The sequence below is a fragment of the Amycolatopsis halotolerans genome (assembly GCF_042647905.1).
Lineage (GTDB): Bacteria > Actinomycetota > Actinomycetes > Mycobacteriales > Pseudonocardiaceae > Amycolatopsis > Amycolatopsis halotolerans.
In genome coordinates, this window is record NZ_JBHRWI010000056.1 from 32,444 (window position 1) to 49,060 (window position 16,617).

A 16,617-nucleotide genomic window follows, 5' to 3' on the forward strand; every position below is an offset into this window, starting at 1 on the left:
CGACCCTGACTTGAACGGATGAGGAGAGAATCACCGTGCCCGCCCCGCTCCCCGGCCCTGACACCCGCATCGTCGAAATGAGGGTGTCCGGACTCGTGGGCACGAGCGGCGAGACGCTCCTCGACACGGTCCAGACCGTCGACGTCGCCGGCGACGAACTCGGCCGCGTGGTGCGCCCGGCCGACCGGCTGCGGCGTCCGGCACCCGGTCCGGTGGTGCCCGCGCTCGGCCGGTCGATCCCGCGCACCGTCGAAGGCTACCTGTGGAGCGGCATGACGTCCGGCGGCGTCGCGAAGGCGGCCTGGGCGCTGCTGTTCCCGTTCTCGCTGGCGAACGTCGCGTTCTGGATGCTGCCGCCGGTGCACCGCGGCCGCTGGCTCGGCGGCCTGTGCCGCGGCCTGCTGCGGATCGCCTCGGTGCTGCTCACCATGCTGCTGGTCAGCCAGGTCGCGGCGGCCGTGCTGGACCTCGTCGCGACGCAATGCCTCGCACCTGGACGGGCTTGCCTGACCTGGGTGGCCCCGGAACTGCGCAAGGGACCGCTGCGCATCGGTGTCGGCGTGGCAGTGCTCCTGTCCCTGGTCTACGCGCTGCACCGGATCTCGTCCACGAACTGGCGGGTCCGCCCGCCCGACCGTCCCGGCCGCAAAGGCGTCCCGCTGCGGTTGCGCGCGGATCCGGAAGCGCCCGGAATGTCCGCGACGCACGCCGTCGCCGCACTCGCCTGCATCGCCTTGCTCTTGCTGGGCGGGCCGTTTCAGGTGCCCACGAAAATCCCGGAACTGGTCGGGTGGATCTGCACCCTCGCGCTGGTCCTCGCGGTCCTGATCGGCGGCGCGATCGGCAGCGACACCGGCACCATCGCGCGCCGAAGCCTGATCACCTTCGCGACGCTGCTGGTCATCTTCGCCGCTGTGCTGGCCAAGCCGGTCGACAACCGGCTCCCCGGCGTCGACAACACCGTCGAAGGCCTCGGCGGCTCCCTGCTGGTGGTCACGTTGCTGTTCGCCCTAGCGCTGATCCCGTCCGCGCTGCTGGCCCGCTCCGCTTGGCGCGACCGCCCACGCCGTCTTCGCCCATGGCTCGGCGGCTGGGCTGCGGCCCCGGTTCTCGCCTTGGCCGGACTCCTCGGCGGCGGTTTCGGCGCCGGACTGGCGATCGCCGTCCGAAAACTGCTCCACACCGAAAAGCTTTCCCTGCCCACGACGTACGACCTGGTCACCGTCCTGTGGGGCGGCGGGCTAGGCCTGATGGCCCTGCTCGCCATCGCCGGGTACGCCATCGGCGTCCCGCTGCGCCGCCGCCGACGCGGCGTCCCGCCCATCGTCGAACTGATGGAACACGACGAGCAGCAAGAACAAGACGCCGCCCGGGCCTGGGCCCGCTCCGCCTGGGAACGCCGTCACCTGCACCACCTGGCGTTGATCGTCGCGCTGGGCCTGTGCGTCGGCGCGATCACCCTGCTGGTCGTACGGTTCGGCTTCAACCTGCAGCCCAACTGGTTCACCACAGTCTCGGCGATCGGCGTATTCGCGCTCGGCGCACTGGCCGCCGGTCTGCTGCGAGTGGTCTACTCCGCGGCCCGCTCCCCCCAGCGCAGCCGCCACCTGGGCGCCCTAGCGGACCTCGTCTCCTTCTGGCCGCGCGCCGCGCACCCCGGCGTACCGCCTTGCTACGCACTCAAAGTCGTCCCCGAACTGGCAGACCGGGTCAAGGAACACCTGGCCGAACCCGGCACCCGAGTCGTGTTGTCCGGCCTGAACCTGGGCAGCATCCTGACCGTGCTGACCGCCGCCCAACTGTCCGCCGAACTCCCCCCGGACGAACGCGACCGAGTCGGCCTGCTCACCGCCGGCTCGCCCCTGCAGTGGGGTTACCAACGCGCCTTCCCCGCAGTCCTGCCGCAGGATTCGCTGGCCGAACTGTTCGCGTCATTCGACGGCCGCTGGCGCGCCCTGTGCCGAGGAACGGACATCTTCGGCGGCGGCGTAACCACCTGGCGGCACCAAACAAGCGGCGGCCATCTGCTGGGCGAGGGCTACCTCCCGGAAGGCAAATGGGGAGCCCTGGAAGCGACCCCGGACGACGCGGGAGTCCTCATCCTGGGCGGCGACCACTGGGTCCCCGACCCCCTGCGCGCCCCCGACGGCCGCAGCCGCTGGGCCCCCGGAGTCCTCAAACACACCGAGTACCTGGCCGACCCGGAGTGGGACAACGCAGTCGCGATGGCCGCGGGCCTTGGCCGCCCCAACGGCCGAGCCCGCACCCTGGGCGAACAAGGTTCTCTCTTCGGCGACCTTCCCCGCCCCCGCTAGCCCACGCGATGTCCGTGAGGGGAACCCTCACAGACTCTGAGTCCCTCAGGGTTCCCCTCACTCCCTCGACAGTCCATGAGGGGCCCCTTGAGGGAATCTGATTCCCTCAAGGGCCCCTTCACAGACCGCCCCCTGATCGCCGCCGCGATGCGCCCCAATGTGGCGTTGGGTGCGCCAGATGCACCGAATGCCACATTGGTTGCGTCGCATGCACCCAACGCCACATTGGGGCGCTACCCCCACCGCCCAAACCGCAGCCAATGCACCCGACCCACCAAGCACCCACCCCACCCCCGCACCCCGATACGAAGCCAGAAATGCGGACGGCGGGTGCTTGTCAAGGCATCTTTCCCGCCTTGACAAGCACCCGCCGTCCGTCATCACAATCAGCTTCGGGGTGCCCTCTCAACAAACCGAGGCAATGTCGCCGCCAGGCGACGAGCCGAGAGACCCCGCAAAAATCAATTCGTCCCGCGACGACGCAACTTCAACAGCACCAGCAACGCGCCACCGCCAACAATCAACACCCCGGCAATCCAGAACAGCCAAGCGTTGTCGAACCCAGTGTTGGCCAGCCCGCCACCGGTCCCGTTCTGATTCCCAGCAGGAACCGCGGCCGGAGCGCTAGTCGTGGTCGGAGCGGCAGAAACACTGGACGGCGCCGAAGTCGGCGCGGCAGTGGGAGCGGAAGAAGTCGGCTTGGCCGGCGAGGTGGTAGGCGTCTCGGAAACCGGCGGCTTAGTCGGCGCAGTCTTCGTCCCGCACACAAACCACTGGTCGATCTTCGGCTGCGACCGGTCGTAGTTATACGGCGCGACAAGATCCTTCCAAGGAGCCACCTTGGGCAGCTTCTTCTTCCCCGGCACGTAAACGGAATGCCCGTCATCGCCACCCACGACGACGATCGCCTCGACCGTGACGCCCTCAGCGGTCTCCGTGATCGTCAGCGTCTTCTCGCCGACACCGCCGGTGAACTTCACGTCGCCCTGGTCGAGTTTGCTGCCGCTGACCCCCTCGACCTTGCTGCAATCAGTGATCTTCGTACCCGGAACCGGGTGTCCGCGATCGTCGCCGGTGGTGCAGGCGGACGCCGCCGTCGCCGAGCCGAGCAGGGCGAGCCCGGCGACCGCGGCAACGGCGAACCCGGCGCGAAGTTTGGTGGGGATGGGCATGGAGTTACTCCTCGAAGGAAAATCCGAACGGGGGACAGCACATGCGAAAAACACGACCCTCCGTAGGAACCCCGACCACTGTTCGCGCGAATTACCCGCTAGTGATTAACCCGTCAGAGGGAGACGACGCGGAGAGTATCGCACCCGCAGTTGCCCGATCACCCTGGGTTCGAGTCGCCGTCCGAACCGAAATCCGCGAGTTGCGCGCCCGTGACCACGCACGCGAAACGGCCCGCCGCCCACACTGGGCGACGGGCCGCTGAGCAGCGAAAAAAGGTCAGTCTGCGACCGGCGGCGCGGATTCGGAGACCACTCCGCCCTGCTCCACCCCCGACTGCCGCTTCCCGAGCAGCGAATTCCGCCGGCTGTAGGCGAAGTAGATGACCACGCCGATCACCATCCAGACGACGAACCGCAGCCAGGTCAGCACGGTCAGGTTCAGCATCAGCCACAGGCACGCCAGGATCGCCAGCGGCGCGATGACCCACACGGCGGGCACGCGGAAGGCGCGCGTCAGGTCCGGACGGGTCTTGCGCAGCACCAGCACGCCCGCGGACACGAGGATGAACGCGAACAGCGTGCCGACGTTGACCATTTCCTCGAGCTTGTCGGCCGGGAAGAACGTCGCGCCCGCCGCGACCAGTGCGCCGACCACGATCGTCGCGCGCTTCGGCGTTCCGCGGTCGCTCGTCTTGGCCAGCGAACGCGGCATGAGGCCGTCGCGGGACATCGCGAAGATGATCCGCACCTGGCCGAGCATCAGGACCATGACGACGGTGGTCAGACCGGCCAGCGCGCCGACGGAGATGATGTTCGCGGCCCAGTCGACGCCGTTCGCGGAGAACGCGGTGGCGAGCGTCTTGTGGCTGCCGTCGCCCGCCGACGTCGAAAGGTTGGTGTAGGGCGTCATGCCGACCACCACGAGCGACACCGCGACGTACAGGACGGTCACGATCGCCAGCGAGCCGAAAATGCCGCGCGGCACGGCTCGCTGCGGGTTGCGGGTCTCCTCCGCGGTGGTCGCGACGATGTCGAACCCGATGAACGCGAAGAACACGATCGACGCGCCGGCCAGCAGCCCGAAGATGCCGAACGTGCTGCTGCCGCCACCCGCGATGAGCGAGAACAGCGACTGGTCGACACCGCTCGACCCGGACCCGGCGGGCTTGCCCTCGGGGACGAACGGCGTGTAGTTGCTCGACTTGATGTAGAAGATGCCGAGGATGACCACGAACAGCACGACGGCGACCTTGATGCCGGTGATCACCATCGAGAACCGCGACGACAGCTTCGTGCCGAGCACCAGCAGCGTCACCAACGCGGCGACGACGATGAACGCGCCCCAGTCGATGCCGAAACCGCCGCCGAGATCGATCGACGTTTTGGTGCCCTTGCCGAAGATGTACTCCAGCACCGTCTGCAGGTAAGACGACCAGCCCTTGGCCACCGCGGCGGCACCGACGGCCAGTTCCAGGATCAGGTCCCAGCCGATGATCCACGCCATGAACTCGCCGAAGGTGGCGTAGGAGAACGTGTACGCGCTGCCCGCGACCGGGACGGTGGAAGCGAATTCGGCGTAGCACAGCGCGGCGAGCGCGCAGGCGATCGCGGCGATGACGAACGCGACGGACACCGACGGCCCGGCGAAGTCGCCCGCCGTGCGCGCGGTGAGCGTGAAGATGCCGGCGCCGATGACCACCGCGACGCCGAAGACCGTGAGGTCCCAGGCGCTCAGGTTCCTGCGAAGTTTCGTCTCCGGTTCATCGGTGTCCGAAATGGACTGCTCGATTGACTTGGTGCGCCACAACCCAGTGCCGGGCAACGTTGACCTCCTGCGGTGACCTTCGTGGGGACCGGGCGCCACCCTAGCGTGTCAGTTGGGCGCCAGCTGTCCGGACAGTCAGCGCGTCTCGCGGTCGAGGTCGGGCTCCAGGTAAATCAGGGTCGCGACGGGGACTTTCGCGCGTACCCGGGCCTCGGCGTCGTCGATCGCGGTGGCGATCGCGGCGGTGTCGAGACCGGGCACGAGCGCGAGCTTCGCGGCGACGAGGAGTTCGTCCGGGCCGAGGTACTGGGTGCGGATGTGGATGACCCGCTCGACCTTGCCCGCGGCCAGTTCGTCCACGATGGTCGCGAGATCGGTGTCGGTCGCGCCCTCGCCGATCAGCAGGCTCTTCATCTCGATGATCAGGATGACCGCGATGACGCCGAGCAGCGCGCCGATGAAGACCGTGCCGATGCCGTCGAAAACGGGGTTGCCGGTCAGCACCGACAATCCGACGCCGAGCAAGGCGAACACGAGGCCGAGCAGCGCGCCGGAGTCCTCCAGCAGCACGACCGGCAACTCGGGTTCCTTGGCCTGGCGGATGAACCGCCACCAGCTCACGTTGCCCTTGATCTTGCGCGATTCGCCCATCGCGGTGAGGAAGCTGTAGCCCTCGAGACAGATCGCGACGAGGAGAATGACCACCGCGACCACCGGCGTATCCAGCGGCTGCGGCTCGATGATCTTGTGAATGCCCTCGTACAGCGCGAACGCCGCGCCGAGCGTGAAGAGCATGAGCGCGACGATGAACGAGTAGAAGTACCGCTCCCGGCCGAACCCGAACGGATGCTCCCGCGTAGCGCGCCGCCTGGAGGTCTTCTGCCCGAGCAGCAGCAACCCCTGGTTCGACGTGTCGGCCAGCGAGTGCACCGCTTCCGCCAGCATCGACGACGACCCGGTGACCAGGAAGCCGACGAACTTGGCCACCGCGATCCCGGCATTGGCGGCGAGCGCCGCGATGATCGCCTTGGTTCCCCCGCCAGCTGACACTTCCCGCTCCCCTGCTCCGCGCCCGAATTGCCCGGTGGGAGCCTAGAGCAGCCTTGGCGGCGGGAAGCGCTGGGCTGCCGCCCGGCTCGCTCGTCCTCGCTAAGGTATCCGATCAGATACCTTTGTTCTGGTATCCTTTCGGATACATACCAGATTCGAGGACGACGATGCACACAGCTGAACTCCTCACGACGGCGCGCAAAGCTGCGGACCTGAGCCAGCAAGAGCTGGCTGAGCGAGCAGGCACATCGCGTCCGACCCTGTCCGCGTACGAGAGGGGCCGGAAGTCGCCCACACTGGACACCGTCACCCGCCTGCTCGCCGGGGCTGGCTTCACACTCACCCTCGAACCTCAGCTCCTCTTCCATGAACTCACTGCCAACGGCCGATCGATTTCGGTGCCCACGAGCCTCCCCCGGCTGCCCCTTGAGAAAGCTTTCGCGACGGTCGTCCTGCCGATCGAACTCAATTGGTCGGAACCGGAACGTCGCTTCGACCTCCGCTCGCGCGCGGACCGAGCCCGGGTCTACGAGATCGTGCTGCGGGAAGGCACCGGCGACCACATCGCGGAGTACGTCGACGGCACGCTGCTGATCGACCTGTGGGAGGAGTTGGTCCTCCCCCGGAACGTCCGAGCCGCCTGGGCTCCGCTCATCGACAGCGTCCGGCCAGTGGCAGCAACGTGACCGCGCCGGAAGGACTGACCGCATTCCAGGTGGCCGTCGCACGACTCTTCTTCGAGCTCGCGCAGAGCGACGGTTTCCTGCTCGCTGGGGGCGCGGTCCTGCTCGCACAACAGTTGACTACCCGGCCAACACAGGATCTCGACTTCTTCGCCAGCCCCGGACGTGGAGATATACCGGCTGCCCGGAACGCTTTGGAATCCGCCGCGAAAGCTCGTGGCTGGCAGGTCGCCAGGATCCGCGACAGCGCCACCTTCTGCCGCATGGTCGTGCGCGGACCGGAGAACCTGGTTGTTGATCTTGCGCTCGACGCGGCACCCAATCTCCCGCCGACGCTGACCTTTCTGGGTCCGACCTTCGACCGGGAGGACTCGCGGGGCGAAAGGTGGTCGCACTCTTCGACCGCGCCGAAGCGCGCGACTTCACCGACGTGTACGCACTATCCGCCAGCTACCCGAAGGACTTGCTGCTAACTCGTGCAGCCGAGCAGGACCCGGGCTTCGACACCGCGGTGTTCAGAGAGATGCTCGCCTCGCTGTCCCGTTCGGAGACCGGGACTTGCCGACCACGCTCGCCGAGGTCCCCGCACTGCGTCGTTTCTTCGCAACCTGGTCCGCCGAGCTGAACGCCTAACGCCAGATCACAACTCGCAAGTCCCCGCAGTAGCCCGGAACAGCTGCGTCCGCACCCCGGCCAACGGCCGCACCCGCACCGCCGGATCGGCAGCAGGCAGCCACACCGACTGCCCCCGCTGCAGCTCTACCTGCTCCCCGTCCGAGGCGACCACCAGAAGATCCCCTTCGGTGCACAGCAAGATCTGCGGCCCAGCCGAGTCGACCTCCAACTCAGCACTGTCCTCAGCCGCCCATTCGACCCGCGACAGCTCGAATTCCGGGGCGTCCGTGTGGTAGACCGCCATGCGCTGTCCGGCGCATTCTCCGTGCTGCACGGGCATTTCCCCGCACGCGAAGTCGACCACGCGCAGCAGCTCCGGCACGTCCACGTGCTTCGGCGTGAGCCCGCAACGCAGGATGTTGTCCGAGTTCGCCAGGATCTCCACCGCGGTGCCGTGCAGGTACAGGTGCAGGTTCCCGGCAGGCAGGTAGATCGCCTCGCCGGCGCGCAGGGTCAGGCGGTTGAGCAGCAGCGCGGCGAGCACGCCGGCGTCGCGCGGGTGGGTCTCGCCGAGTTCCAGGATCGTGCGGCATTCGGTCGCGAACTCGCCGTGGTCCTGGACGTGCCGGACGCACGCGTCGAGCACCTCCGGCAGCAGTTCGTCCAGCGCGGACTGCGGCAGGGTGATCCAGGTGGTGAACAGAGCCCGCAGGCCCGCCGGGTCCGGTTGGGCTTCCAGCAGGCCGGTGTACTTGCCCAAGCCGGGCGTCTCGATCGCCTTCAGCAGCTTGACCGTGCGGTTCGGGTCGCGGAATCCGGCCAGCGCGTGGAACTCCGTCAGCGCGCAGACCAGCTCCGGCTTCGCCGTCGGGTCCGGGTAGTTCCGGTTCGAGGCGTCGCGCGGGATGCCCAGCTTCTCCTCGCGCGCGTGGCCTTCGGCGGCCTGCGCCGCGGACGGGTGCGCCTGCATCGACAGCGGTTCTTCCGCGGCGAGGATCTTCAGCAGGAACGGCAGCCGGTTGCCCCAGCGCCGCGCGCAGTCCTCGCCCAGCTGGCCGACCGGATCGGCGTCGACGAGTTCGAGCAGGCTCAGTTCGGCGCCGTCCGGGCCGAGCACGTGCGACGGGTCCCCCGGGTGCGCTCCCATCCACAGCTCGGCTTCGGGGTGCGGCGCCGGCACCGGACGGCCCTGCAGCTGCGGGATGGCCGTTCGCGATCCCCAGGCGTAGGGCCGTACGGCGTTGCGCAACAGCTCCACTGTCAACTCCCAATCCTTCCCGTCGGCACTGGGCCGACGCACGCGGCGGCGGAACCGCCTGCCCGCGTTCCCCCCCTGCTCCCTCAGGCGGAGGCCGGTTCGTATCTCCCGGCCCCGCCGATGCTGCCCGCCGCCAGCCCCAGGTACACCGCGGCCAGCTCGAACCGCAGCGCCAGCACCGCGGCGCGGACGATCTCGTCTGCCTCGATCTCCTCGGCGGGCACGATCAGGTCCGCACCCGGCAGGAACTCCTCGGCTTGGTACCGGGCCGCCTCGGTGGCCGGACCGGTCCGCACCGACAGCAGCAGCACCCGCGTCGCGACTCCACCAGGAGAGTCGTCCGGGTCGGCGAAAATGTCTCGCTCCACGCCGCCTGATTGCGCGACCCGGCGCAAAGCCGGGCGGGCGAGCGCCTGCCGGTAGTCCTCGACGTCGCACACCAGGGCGGCGTGCGCGGCGAACGCGTGCGCCGCGTGCTCGCCGACCGCCACCGCGACCGGGTCGAGCCCCCACAGCAGCGGCACCCGGTCCGCGACCCGCAGCGCGAGCGCCTTCGCCGGGTTGGCGAACGACTCGCGTGCCAGGTAATCCTTCTCCGCTTCGAGGTCCAACTGGTCGGCGAGCGCCTGCACGTCCGCGACCAGCAGGCCGAGCGCGTTCGCGGTGAGCAGCCCGGCGGCCAGCCCGCGCGGGAACGCCAGCTCCGGCGGCACCGGCACGCGCGGCGCGAGCAGCACGCCCTTGCCCGCCACCGACGCCGCGACCGGCCCGTCCGCAGGCGAGGACAGCACCACCGACGCGCCGAACCGGGCGGCGCGCTCCAGCGAAGCGGCCAGCTCGCGGTCGCCCGCGTCGTCGGTGTGCGCGAACACCACGTCCAGCGCGCCGATCCAGGCCGGTACCGATTCGGCCACCACGACCGGCACCGGGCACGACGGCGCGAGCAGCGCGGCCAGCAGCCGGGTGAGCGTGCGGCTCACCCCCGGCCGGTCGATGAGCACGAGCGAACGCGGACGCCCGACGTCCAGCCGGTCGCTCAGCTCCAGTTCGGCCGCCGCCTCGGCGGTGGCCCGCACCTGCGCGCCCGCCATCGCGGCGGCACGCAGCAACCCCGTGCGGTCGGCGTCGGCCAGCCGCGCGGAGTCGTCGAGCAGGGAATCGTCAAGCATGGTCAAGCACTGTCGCCGTGGTCGGCCGAGCCGGGCAGCGTCGCCTCGTCAAGGAGCAGCACCGGGATCCCGTCGCGCACCGGGTACACCCGGCCGCATTCCGTGCAGGTCAGCGCGTCCGCCTCGGCGTCGTCCGGCGTTCCGGGACGCAGCGGAGCGTGATCCGGCGACGGGCACGCGAGGATCTCCAGCAGCTGGGCGTCAAGCGTGATGGCCATAGTTCCTCCATACCACGCGTCGTTGGGGTGTTGAGGGCGCCTTCCGGACACAATCCGGCGCCAGCGGGTCAGGCCCGGACAAGGGCGAGCACCTCGGCGGTGAGCGCCTCGACCGCGGCGCGGTCGGCGGCCTCCACGTTGAGCCGCAGCAGCGGTTCGGTGTTGGAGGGGCGCAGGTTGAACCACGCGCCGCCGGGCAGCTGCACGGTGAGCCCGTCCAGCTCGTCGATCTCGACGCCGGACTTGCCCGCGTACGCGTCCTTCACCGCGAGCATCCGCGCGACCTGGTCGCCGACCGTCGAGTTGATCTCGCCGGACGCCGCGTAGCGCGAGAAGTCCTGGGTGAGCGCGGACAGCGGGCCGTTCTGCTCGCCCAGCGCGGCGAGGACGTGCAGCGCGGCCAGCATGCCGGTGTCGGCGCGCCAGAAGTCGCGGAAGTAGTAGTGCGCGGAGTGCTCGCCGCCGAAAATCGCCCCGGTGCGGGCCATCTCGGCCTTGATGAAGGAGTGCCCGACGCGCGTGCGCACCGGCTTGCCACCGTGCTCGGAGACGATCTCCGGCACGCCCTTCGACGTGATCAGGTTGTGGATGACCGTCCCGCCCGGCTCCTTCGCCAGCTCGCGCACCGCGACCAGCGCGGTGATCGCGCTCGGCGAAACCGGCTCGCCGCGCTCGTCGACGACGAAGCAGCGGTCCGCGTCGCCGTCGAACGCCAGCCCGGCGTCCGCGCCGACCTCGCGCACCTTGGCCTGCAGGTCGACGATGTTGGCCGGGTCGAGCGGGTTGGCCTCGTGGTTCGGGAAGGTGCCGTCGAGCTCGAAGTACATCGGCACGACGTCGATCGGCAGCCCGTCGAAGACCGTCGGGACGGTGTGCCCGCCCATGCCGTTGCCCGCGTCGACGACGACCTTGAGCGGCCGCGACCCCGACAGGTCGACGAGGTTGCGCAGGTAGGCGGCGTAGTCGCTGAGGACATCGCGCTCGGAGACGGTGCCGCGCTGGCCGTCGAAGGCGGGGACGCCCTGCTCAACGGTGTCGCGGATCTCGGCGAGGCCGGTGTCCTGCCCGACCGGGGAAGCTCCGGCGCGGCACATCTTGATGCCGTTGTACTTCGCGGGGTTGTGGCTGGCGGTGAACATCGCGCCGGGCAGGTTGAGCGAGCCGGAGGCGAAGTAGAGCTGGTCGGTGCTGGCCAGGCCGATCGACACCACGTCGAGGCCCTGGGAGGTGACCCCGTCGGCGAACGCCGCGGCCAGGTCCGGCGAAGAGTCGCGCATGTCGTGGCCGATCACCACGGCCGGCGCCTCAGGCTTGATGAGCAGCGCGAACGCGGCCCCGAAGTCCCGGACGAGGGCGGCGTCCAGCTGCTCGCCGACCACGCCGCGAATGTCGTAGGCCTTCACGATGCCCGAAAGGTCTGGCACGCCTTCTCCCCGCCGCTAGTTCCGTGGCGACGCCAGTCGCGCCGCGGGCGAAAGCCTACCGGGCGGGAGGACGGCTCAGGCGCGCCCCGGGAGGACGCGCAGATGGCCGCGCCTGCCGGAGGGGCCTTCCGGCTCGGGCTGCGCCGCGGGGACGTCGGAGCGACCGGCCTCGCGAACCGCCTCGGCCAGCGCGGTCAGCTCGTCGGCGGACTGCTCCGGTGCGGCGAAGGCCCCCTCGTGGCGGACGACTTCCCAGCCCTTCGGGACGGTCAGCCGCAGCGCGTGGGCCTCGCACAGGTCGTAAGAATGCGGTTCGGAAGCGGTGGCCAGCGGTCCGACGACCGCGGTCGAGTCCTGGTAGGCATACGTGAGCGTGGCGACAGCGGGTTCGAGGCAACCCGTTCGCGAACATTTCCGTACGCTCCGCACGATCCGAAACGATAGCGCGTCGCCGCAAGCGAGTACCGGCGACACGCGCGTTCCCCTGGCGACCGCATAGACTTGGACGGTGGCGACGGCTCGTGACTACCGACAACGGCAGCGAATGCGAAGGGACCGGCACGGCCGGGGCCTGCGCGGGACGCTTTATCCAGCGTCCCTGCCCGCAGCGGCGAGCCGCGCGGAGCGCTTCGACGCACTGGTACTGGACGCCCTGGAGCCCATCGAGGCTCGCTGGCGGCACGAACTGACAAAACTGGACGTCGCGGTAGACGACGTCCCAGAAGTCCGCATGGACGGCCGGGCCCCCGCGGACGGCGTACTGCACGACGGCGCAGTCCCCCTATCGCGCCTGGTCCCAGCCGGTGTCGACCGGACCGGCCTCCCCACTCGGGCCAGGATCGTCCTGTACCGACGCCCCCTGGAAGCCCGCGCCAAGGACCCGTCAGAACTGGCGGATCTCGTTCACGACGTCCTGGTAGAGCAGGTCGCAGGCTACCTAGGCGTAGAACCAGACGTCATCGAAGGCGACTGACCCTGGCCCCCCGTACGTGAGGGCCACCCTCACGTACTCAGATTCCCTCAGGGTTCCCCTCACGACCTTCCGCCCGCTGTGAGGGACTCCTTCACGGACTTAGATTCCCTCAAGGGGCCCTTCACGGACCGCCCCGCCCTGCCGCTCGCCGGGATGTGCCCCAATGCGGCATTGGGTGCGTCAGATGCACCCAATGTGGCGTTCGGTGCGTCACATGCACCCAATGCCACATTGGGGCGCTAGCCCCAGCCACCGCGAACCGCAGCCGACGCGCCCAACCAGCGAGGCACCCAGCCCCTCCCCCGCACCCCGATACGAAGCCTTCTCTGCGGTTCGGGGGTGCTTGTCAAGGCATCTTTCCCGCCTTGACAAGCACCCCCGAACCGTCAGCACAATCAACCTTCGGGGTGCCCCACGCAACCACCAGCGATGTCGCCGCCAGGCGACGAGCTGTCACTCCCGCCGCCGAGACGGAATCGCAGTCAACGCCGTAAACAACACCGCGGCCAACTGCACCAACAGCAACAACCCCCGCTCAGTCCCCGGAAAAGTCACCGAAACCTCCGAAGACTGAGGAGGCACAGACACCGCAACCTGATGCCCCCAAGCAGGCACAATCGGCACGGCCTTCCCGTTGACACTCGCCTGCCACCCAGCCTCCTGCTCAGCCGCCAGCACGAGCAACCGCCCAGTAGGCCCCTCGGAAGCCCGCACCCGAACATCCGGCAACCGAGCCGCCACCGGCGAGATCCCCGGATTGGTCCCAGGCGCACCCCCACCAGTGACAGCCTGCTTAGCCAACTCCGGCGAAATCAGGGCCACCTCGCCAGCCTTGGGCAACAACCGCAACGTAGGCCGCCCATCCCCCATAGGCGCAGCCACCGCGGCAAAATCACTGACCGCCGCGGCAAACGCCCGCGCATCCGTCCCCGACGGCAACACCACGTACTGCACCCCAGAAGCCGCAGCAGCCGCGAACACCCGCTTCAGCGCCGCGACATCCCCCTGCCCCAGCCCCCGCCGCCACTCAGCCAACCGCTCCGGCGACCCCTTGACCGGCGCAAGCTCATCATCCCCAAAAAGCGCCAACCGGCCACCGGTCTGCCGAACCTGCCCAGAGCTAACGTCCAGCACGCCCCGCCCAGTAGCCGCAACGTCCGCAGCCACCTCAGGCGCCAACTGCGGACGAGCCGCCGCCGTCAACGGCCCCTCAGCCCCAGTCGCGACCGCCCCCACCCCCAGCGCGGCGACCACCACAACCCCAGCCACCGCCAGCACCTTCGGCAACCAAGCAGCAGGCATCGCCGACCCACCGCGCTGCCAAGTGGCCAGCACCGCCCACAACAACCCAGCCCCGACAACGAGCAACGGCACCCCGGCGTACCCCGACGCAGGCGCCCCGCCCTGCATCGGCGTCAACTGCACCTGCCGAACCAAAACCACGCCGATCAGCCCGAGCACCGCAAGCGCCAGCCCGCCGACGACCTGCTTCCGCGGCCGAACCACGAGCGCGACCAGCGTCGCCGCCAACACGACAACCCCGATCGGCCACGCCCCCGGACCGCCTGGAGTAAGCCCGGCAAGATCCGTGGCCGACGCCGGAGCGGCCGGACCGCCAAGCCCTTGCAGCAACAGTTCCGGATGCCGCAGCAACACCGTCGGCCACGGCAGCAGCAGAACCAGCGGCAACAACACCACAATCCCGACCGACGCCACCCGCCGAGCCAGCCCGGACGGCGCGGGCAGCACCACAAACCCGACCAGCAGCCCCACCAGCGCAAGCCCGTGCGCGAGCGGCGAAAACGCCCCCAGCAACGCGACACCGAACGCCGACAACGCCGACACGTGCAGCCACCGCGTACCCGGCCGAGTCAGCAGCCGAACGATCCCCGCGACCACAAGCGGCAGCACGAGATGCACCACAACCACATCAAGCCGCCCCTGCGCGACCGACGCGGTAGCGGCAGGCAGCAACGCGTACGTCGCAGCAACCGCGGCCCGCACCCAACGACGCACCGCAAGCTTGCGAGTGGCGACATAAGCGCTGAGCGCGGCGAGCGGGATGTCGCCGATGAGCAGGATCGCAACGAGCGCGGCCGGACCGCCGATCGGAGCGAAGATCGCGCCGATCGTCCCGAGCACCGGCAGCGTCGCGGGAGCGGGCGCACCAGTGCCGCCGGCGATCGAGTGCCACGGCGACAGGTACGTCGACCAGATCTCGCCGAGCCCGCCGACCGGCAGCAGCTGCCCGCCCCACAGGTCGAGCCCGAGCCGCCCGCGATTCAGCACCAGAGCCAGCGCGGTGAGCAGAACGACCAGCACCACCGGCGGAGCGAAGACGGTCGCGGCCAGCACGCGTCGCCGGTTGACCTCCACGAACACCAGATCCGGTTCCGGCGCGGCCGGTTCCGGACGGGGCGACGGCGACGGATGGGCCGCGGTCTCCTCGACCGCTTCAATGTCCTCTTCGGACACCGGCGCTTCCGGCAGCGTGACCGCGACAACCGTGCCGGGCCGACGCAGCCCCCGGCCACGAGTGCTCAGTCCGCGCAGCGCGCCAGCGGGCAACGCGTCCGGCCCGACCGGACGCGCACCGGACGCGGCGAGCGCCTCCGGCGGAATCCACGCGGACTCCTGCTCGACGCTCTCCGGAAGCGTCCCGAGGGCGACATCACTCTGTACCCCGCGCCGGACGAGTCCAACCACCCCGGCGCTGATTGCGTTGCGCAGCCGCGTGATCCGGCTCGTGAAGAGCCCGCGGACAGTCCCCGGCCGCGGCTGGTCCCGCCGCTGCGCACGGGCCGCGCGGAGATTTCCCTTGCCCCCGCACAGGTATCCGAGCGCGGCCAGTTCCGCACCGGCCTCGGTGGTGCGGCGCAGCACGAAGAACACGAACGCGCGCAGCACCAGCATGATCGGCAGCCGGACGAGCCCGAACCAGAACGACGGGGTCGAGCAGTTGACCAGAAAGACGCGCAGGCCGTGCGCACGGTTGAGCGCGGCGAGCGGACGCCCGGCGGCGTCCGGAGTGCGTTGCCCGTTGGACAGGGCGCGGGCGTGCCGGACGCGCGCCGCCGGCACCGAGAGCACGAGCGAGCCGGCCGCGTTGGCGCGCCAGCCGAAGTCGAGATCCTCGCGCAGCAACGGGAAGTCCTCGTCGTAGCCGTCGAGGGCGTCCCAGAGTTCCCGCTGCACCAACGATCCGGCGCTCGGGACGGCGAGGACCTCGGTGGGTTCGCCGTCCGGCGCGGCCATCTGCTGGCGGTGTCCGGAGGCGTCGGTGGACAGCCCGGCCTCGACGATCAGCCGCGGGTCGGTCCAGTCGGTGCCGAGCGGCCCGAGCACCTTCGCCGACGGGTTTTCCTCCGCCGCTCGGACAAGCTGGTCGAGGCAATCGGGTTCGGGGGCGCAGTCGTCGTGCAGCACCCACAGCCACGTTCCCGGGTCGCCCCACCGTTCCACCGCGTGCGCGACGGCCGCCGCGACCGCCTCCGCGAACCCGGTTTCACTCGTCAGAGTGACAACTCCGGACAGCACGGGCTCCTCGGCGGCCGCGCCCGGCTGTGCTGCGTCGGCGAGCAGTTTCGGGGTACGGTCGGTAGATCCGGTGTCCACGGCGAGCACGTGCCGCGGACGGACTGTGCTGCGCCGCAACGCGGAAAGCGCCAGCGGCAGCCATTCTTCGCCGTCGTGACAGACCACAATGGCCAGAACGGGCAACGTCCGCACAGCGGGCGGAACGACGGTGCGAGGCAAGAACGGCTCCTGCTCGGACGGGACGATGGGTGCGGTCACCCTACGGCCTGCGCCGATCCGCGGGCACCGGCCCACGCCGCACGCCCGGCGGATCCCACCGCGTGGACCAACGGAGTCCAAGAGAAATTCCGCGAGCGCGGAACGACGCGCTCAAACGAGAACCGGCGGCACTCGTTCCAGGCGAGAGATCCGCGGCACACCGGGGATCTCGTGAGCGGA

The 16,617-nt window shown here is 69.7% G+C and carries 13 protein-coding genes; 4 read left to right on the plus strand and 9 right to left on the minus strand.

Annotated elements, in window-relative coordinates:
- The first annotated feature begins 77 nt into the window (after nucleotides 1–77).
- Nucleotides 78–2,315: a hypothetical protein gene (locus tag ACFORO_RS37195; protein ID WP_377872609.1), complete on the plus strand. Its 2,238-nt coding sequence runs from the start codon at nucleotides 78–80 to the stop codon at nucleotides 2,313–2,315.
- 461 nt (nucleotides 2,316–2,776) lie between these two features.
- Here the strand turns inward: ACFORO_RS37195 and ACFORO_RS37200 are convergent, their stop codons facing one another.
- The 3 genes from ACFORO_RS37200 to ACFORO_RS37210 all read right to left on the minus strand — a co-directional run bounded on the left by ACFORO_RS37200 (nucleotide 2,777) and on the right by ACFORO_RS37210 (nucleotide 6,302).
- On the minus strand, nucleotides 2,777–3,487 hold the full coding sequence (locus ACFORO_RS37200; protein ID WP_377873177.1) for an LPXTG cell wall anchor domain-containing protein: 711 nt from the start codon (nucleotides 3,485–3,487) through the stop codon (nucleotides 2,777–2,779).
- 277 nt (nucleotides 3,488–3,764) lie between these two features.
- Nucleotides 3,765–5,309: an amino acid permease gene (locus ACFORO_RS37205; RefSeq protein WP_377873178.1), complete on the minus strand. Its 1,545-nt coding sequence runs from the start codon at nucleotides 5,307–5,309 to the stop codon at nucleotides 3,765–3,767.
- A 78-nt stretch (nucleotides 5,310–5,387) separates the two neighbouring features.
- The gene (locus ACFORO_RS37210; RefSeq protein ID WP_377873179.1) at nucleotides 5,388–6,302 is read right to left on the minus strand and encodes a cation diffusion facilitator family transporter; all 915 of its coding nucleotides are present in this window, start codon (nucleotides 6,300–6,302) and stop codon (nucleotides 5,388–5,390) included.
- A gap of 167 nt (nucleotides 6,303–6,469) precedes the next feature.
- Here ACFORO_RS37210 and ACFORO_RS37215 point away from each other — a divergent pair, with 167 nt between their 5' ends.
- Entirely contained in the window at nucleotides 6,470–6,988 is a 519-nt protein-coding gene (locus ACFORO_RS37215) for a helix-turn-helix domain-containing protein (protein WP_377873180.1), read from the plus strand.
- The gene (locus ACFORO_RS37220) at nucleotides 6,985–7,458 is read left to right on the plus strand and encodes a hypothetical protein (protein WP_377873181.1); all 474 of its coding nucleotides are present in this window, start codon (nucleotides 6,985–6,987) and stop codon (nucleotides 7,456–7,458) included. The genes ACFORO_RS37215 and ACFORO_RS37220 overlap by 4 nt, the downstream gene beginning before the upstream one ends.
- A gap of 167 nt (nucleotides 7,459–7,625) precedes the next feature.
- Here the strand turns inward: ACFORO_RS37220 and manA are convergent, their stop codons facing one another.
- The 5 genes from manA to ACFORO_RS37245 form a co-directional block, all read right to left on the minus strand.
- On the minus strand, nucleotides 7,626–8,858 hold the full coding sequence (gene manA, locus ACFORO_RS37225; protein WP_377873280.1) for a mannose-6-phosphate isomerase, class I: 1,233 nt from the start codon (nucleotides 8,856–8,858) through the stop codon (nucleotides 7,626–7,628).
- A gap of 83 nt (nucleotides 8,859–8,941) precedes the next feature.
- The gene (locus tag ACFORO_RS37230) at nucleotides 8,942–10,027 is read right to left on the minus strand and encodes a hypothetical protein (protein WP_377873182.1); all 1,086 of its coding nucleotides are present in this window, start codon (nucleotides 10,025–10,027) and stop codon (nucleotides 8,942–8,944) included.
- A 2-nt stretch (nucleotides 10,028–10,029) separates the two neighbouring features.
- The gene (locus tag ACFORO_RS37235; RefSeq protein ID WP_344286243.1) at nucleotides 10,030–10,245 is read right to left on the minus strand and encodes a Trm112 family protein; all 216 of its coding nucleotides are present in this window, start codon (nucleotides 10,243–10,245) and stop codon (nucleotides 10,030–10,032) included.
- Between the two features lie 68 nt (nucleotides 10,246–10,313).
- A complete protein-coding gene (locus ACFORO_RS37240; RefSeq protein ID WP_354751140.1) occupies nucleotides 10,314–11,669 on the minus strand; it encodes a phosphomannomutase/phosphoglucomutase in 1,356 nt (451 codons plus the stop codon).
- Between the two features lie 75 nt (nucleotides 11,670–11,744).
- On the minus strand, nucleotides 11,745–12,098 hold the full coding sequence (locus tag ACFORO_RS37245) for a DUF3499 domain-containing protein (RefSeq protein ID WP_116206536.1): 354 nt from the start codon (nucleotides 12,096–12,098) through the stop codon (nucleotides 11,745–11,747).
- A 115-nt stretch (nucleotides 12,099–12,213) separates the two neighbouring features.
- Between ACFORO_RS37245 and ACFORO_RS37250 the strand changes: the two genes are divergently transcribed.
- Complete coding sequence (locus tag ACFORO_RS37250; protein ID WP_182890259.1) at nucleotides 12,214–12,642, plus strand: metallopeptidase family protein; 429 nt, start codon at nucleotides 12,214–12,216, stop codon at nucleotides 12,640–12,642.
- Between the two features lie 453 nt (nucleotides 12,643–13,095).
- On the opposite strand, the gene ACFORO_RS37255 is transcribed toward ACFORO_RS37250, so the two are convergent.
- Nucleotides 13,096–16,398 carry a glycosyltransferase gene (locus ACFORO_RS37255; RefSeq protein ID WP_377873281.1) on the minus strand — a complete coding sequence of 1,101 codons (3,303 nt, stop codon included), beginning with the start codon at nucleotides 16,396–16,398 and terminating at the stop codon, nucleotides 13,096–13,098.
- Between the last annotated feature and the right edge of the window lie 219 nt (nucleotides 16,399–16,617).

Coding starts and splice junctions, on each gene's coding strand:
- ACFORO_RS37250 (WP_182890259.1), top strand. CDS start 12,214: ATGCGAAGGGACCGGCACGGCCGGGGCCTGCGCGGGACGCTTTATCCA.
- ACFORO_RS37215 (WP_377873180.1), top strand. CDS start 6,470: ATGCACACAGCTGAACTCCTCACGACGGCGCGCAAAGCTGCGGACCTG.
- ACFORO_RS37195 (WP_377872609.1), top strand. CDS start 78: ATGAGGGTGTCCGGACTCGTGGGCACGAGCGGCGAGACGCTCCTCGAC.
- ACFORO_RS37235 (WP_344286243.1), bottom strand. CDS start 10,245: ATGGCCATCACGCTTGACGCCCAGCTGCTGGAGATCCTCGCGTGCCCG.
- ACFORO_RS37200 (WP_377873177.1), bottom strand. CDS start 3,487: ATGCCCATCCCCACCAAACTTCGCGCCGGGTTCGCCGTTGCCGCGGTC.
- ACFORO_RS37230 (WP_377873182.1), bottom strand. CDS start 10,027: ATGCTTGACGATTCCCTGCTCGACGACTCCGCGCGGCTGGCCGACGCC.